This is a genomic window from Hyalangium sp., assembly GCF_035629615.1.
Classification (GTDB): Bacteria; Myxococcota; Myxococcia; order Myxococcales; family Myxococcaceae; genus Hyalangium.
Map to the genome: position 1 here is coordinate 1 of NZ_DASPHO010000065.1, position 3,360 is coordinate 3,360.

Here is a 3,360-nt window from a genome sequence, read left to right on the forward strand (position 1 = left end):
TTTCTGCAACGGAGAGCCACCCTTGCTGACGGATTGACAGATGCCTTCCGCCAACTTCGTACGCATCCAGTGGCGGGGGCCCGGCGTGTAGACCACCTCCTGTCGTGTCAAACAGGGGAGACTTTCTGGGCACAAGAGTTCAGCCACGCCTACCTGCGCAACGCACAACTGATGCCCGAACCTCTGACGGTGAGCCTCGTGGCCGAGTGCCTCGGCGACGTAGGCGCGGCAGCAGGAGCGCTTCAGTTCGGCAGCGCACTGCACCACCTTACAAAGTTGGAGACGGCACGCGGCGACGCTGCACGCGTGCTGATCTATGGATGTGCTGACGCAGGTCAAGTCGGGGCCTGCGTGATAGAGGGGGAAGCATGACCAAGGTCTATGCCAATGGCCGCTCGGTGGTTCATAAAGGGGACGGTCAGACCAACACCTGCCCGGTGCCAGATGTATGCAAGACCCCTTCTCCCGGCGGCCCAGTGCCAGTTCCCTATGTGAACGTGGCGCAGGACGGAGACCTCGCGAAGGGAACCCAATCCGTCAGCATCAAGGGGAACCCGATTGCGCTCAAGGACTCGAACTTGAGCACGAGCAGCGGCGACGAAGCGGGGACTGCCGGCGGTGGGTTGGTCTCTTCGAAGACCAAGGGGAAGATGACATGGGCCAGTTCCAGCATCGACGTGAAGTTCGAGGGCAAGGGCGTCATCCGCTTCATGGACATCTGTCTGCACAATGGCAACACCACTAATACGGGTGGCCAGCCCCAGCTTGGGGGTGGATATATGGGCTCTTATCCCAACATCGATGAGCCCTCATGCCCCCACTGTGGCCAGCCCATGGCCGGTCACCCGCCTTTTGATATCGAGCAGTCAGAAGAGAGCCGGGAGCTGACGGCCAAGCTCATCGCAGGCATTGAGTCAAGCTATGGCAAGAGCGTTGCCAAACCAGGCAACCAGCGCGGCAAGATGGTAGGCATTCTTATTACAGACTGTCCAGGCCCCCCACCACACCGTGATATCTACTCAGCTGTTTCTGGCCCGAAGCCCAATCCAGCCGCAGCTCAGCCGCTGGATGGCTGGGAGCAGGTAGCGAGCGCTGCGGGGTTCAAGCCCTCCCCTTTTCCGAGCAGCTTTGTCAACCTCACCAACAAAACCCCAGTTGCTGTGGAAGAGTTTGGCGGGAATGAGCCCGGCAACTGCGCGGCACAGAAGATGATCCAGCATGCAGCTCAGAAGGGCTGCAAGCCCGTTGCAATGACTGAAGCGTGGTGTGGCGGCCCCAAGTCCAAGCGTACCCATAATCACTCCATTGAGTCCTGCGCCAATTGCAGGAGAAACATCCCAAAAATGCTCTGTCCCAACTCTTCCCAGGGTGCGTCGGCCTCATGAGCCACGAGAGCAGCCACTCCAGCCCGCCTCCTGGCACTGCCGCCATGAAGTCCTTGATCGACTACATCGCCCAGTACGCTCCTGAATTTCCCTCTGTGATTCGTGGGGCCGCCACCGAACAGATCGTTCGCCTTGAAGGACTGCTGCAAAGGCCACTGCCCTCGTCTTATCGGGCCTTCCTCGAGTTCATGGGGGAAAGCACGGGCATCTTGGAGCTCTGGCAAGGTGACATGGACACCAGCATTGAGACGGTGCTAGAGCATTACAGCGCTAAAGAATGGCTTCCGCCTCCAGAGTTCATTTTTTGGGCGTTGGATGTAGGCCCTCAGGGCTCAGACTTGTTTCTTGATTGCACTCAACTCAACCGAGAGCCACCTGTTGTGCGAGGCGAGCCAAGCCTCGACTTCCCATCGACATGTCGAGTCAAGTCCGAATCGTTGCTCGACGCACTCTCTAGCACTGCGCTTCTCACCCTCCGAATGCCCCGGTTGCCATTTCGCGCCTCGATGTATGCAACAGAGGCCTGGAGTGGCCGCTTTGGAGGCCAAGGCATCAACATCTTCGCGCAACTGGCGGAGAAACTAGGCTTTGTGCGTGTCCCTTTCACAGGATCCTGGTCCCCAGGGTATGAGAGAGGAGACTCGGCCATGCATGGCTATGAAGCCCCCGGGTTCCTTCCCAGCTTTGAACTTGCTTCTCAGAGTGAACAAGAGCTCCGCAAGCTTGTCGAACTTCTCAAGGATACCTTGGGTTTGATTCGAGACCGGTGAACAGGGCCTCAACTCTGGACACGTCTCGCCCACAACCCACTCCGAGGTGAAGGTGCTTCCCTCCCTGCTCCGCCATCCTTCAGCCCAGGAGTTCCTCCTCGAGTTCCAGGAGGAGCACCTCTCGGAGCTTGAGTTCCTGCTGGGACAGCGCGAGCGGTACATCCGTGACCCTCAGGTTCACTGGCCCGATGTTGCCGACCTGGAACACCGGATCGAGGCACATGTCGATGCGATGCGCGCCAGTGGCACGGTTGCCCTGGAGCTGGCCCGGGAGGCCATGACCGGCGGTGACGAGGCTCAGGTCATGGCCGGGGCCCACGTCGTCGCGTCGTTCCAAGAGCAAGACGGAGCAGATGGGCTCGGCGAGACGATCCTCACCCTGGAGGAGACCGCTGATGATTTGCTCGACGTCTGGGAGGAAGTACTCGTGCTCTCGGAGCACCTTCGGGTCGCCGAGCGGGTGAACTCCCTCCTGGCCTCCGCACGCGCCGAAGTACGCGCCACGGCAGCCCGGATCCTGGGACGCCGCCACGAGGGCAACGCGGAGCGGATCCTCCCCCTCCTCGATGATGCCTCGCCCGAGGTTCGCAGCGCCGCCGTCATGGCCCTGGCTCGGCTCGACTACCGCCCCGCGCTCACCGCCGTCGAGAACCTCCTCCAGTACGTCCCCATCTCGGAGTGGGAGCCGTTGACCTTCGCCGCACTCTGCCTGGGCTCCCCCCGCGCGCTGAAGCATTGCCGCCAGGCCTGTCAGGCCGGTGGCGATCTGCCCTCGGGGTTTCCTCGGCTCCTCGCCATGGCCGGTGAGGAGCGGGATCTGCCTCTCCTTCAGAAGCTCTGTGCACACCCAAAGCTGGCCTCTCAGGCCATCGCTGCGGTGGGCATCATGGGCATTCCCTCCTCCGTCCCCTTCCTCATCGAGCACCTCTCTTCAGATGCACTCGAGGTCCGCATTGCTGCGGCGGCAGCGCTCAACCTCCTCACCGGCGCGAACCTCTACGTCACAGCGAGAGCCCTTGAAGAAGGTGCCGATGGCGATGAGCCCGGCCGCGTGGTCCGCCTCGCCAACATGGACGCCACCCCCTGGACTCAGTGGTGGGATGGCCACGAGCCCCGCTTCTCAGGCTCCAGGCGCTTCCGACGCGGCAAGCCCCTCTCCCTCGGCATCTGTGTCGAGGAGCTCGCGGATCCCAGCAGCCCCTTCG

3 protein-coding genes and 1 pseudogene are annotated in these 3,360 nt (G+C 61.7%); all 4 read left to right on the top strand.

Features of this window, described 5'->3' with window-relative positions; translation table 11 throughout:
* Positions 1-372: pseudogene (locus VD972_RS02890) on the top strand (3-oxoacyl-ACP synthase); the annotation flags it as partial.
* On the top strand, positions 369-1,385 hold the full coding sequence (locus tag VD972_RS45385; RefSeq protein WP_414653972.1) for a DUF4150 domain-containing protein: 1,017 nt from the start codon (positions 369-371) through the stop codon (positions 1,383-1,385). The pseudogene VD972_RS02890 and the gene VD972_RS45385, both read left to right, overlap by 4 nt.
* A gap of 53 nt (positions 1,386-1,438) precedes the next feature.
* Positions 1,439-2,155 carry an SMI1/KNR4 family protein gene (locus VD972_RS02900; RefSeq protein WP_324980375.1) on the top strand — a complete coding sequence of 239 codons (717 nt, stop codon included), beginning with the start codon at positions 1,439-1,441 and terminating at the stop codon, positions 2,153-2,155.
* 52 nt (positions 2,156-2,207) lie between these two features.
* A partial coding sequence (locus VD972_RS02905) for a HEAT repeat domain-containing protein (RefSeq protein ID WP_324980378.1) occupies positions 2,208-3,360 on the top strand: 1,153 nt, incomplete at its 3' end.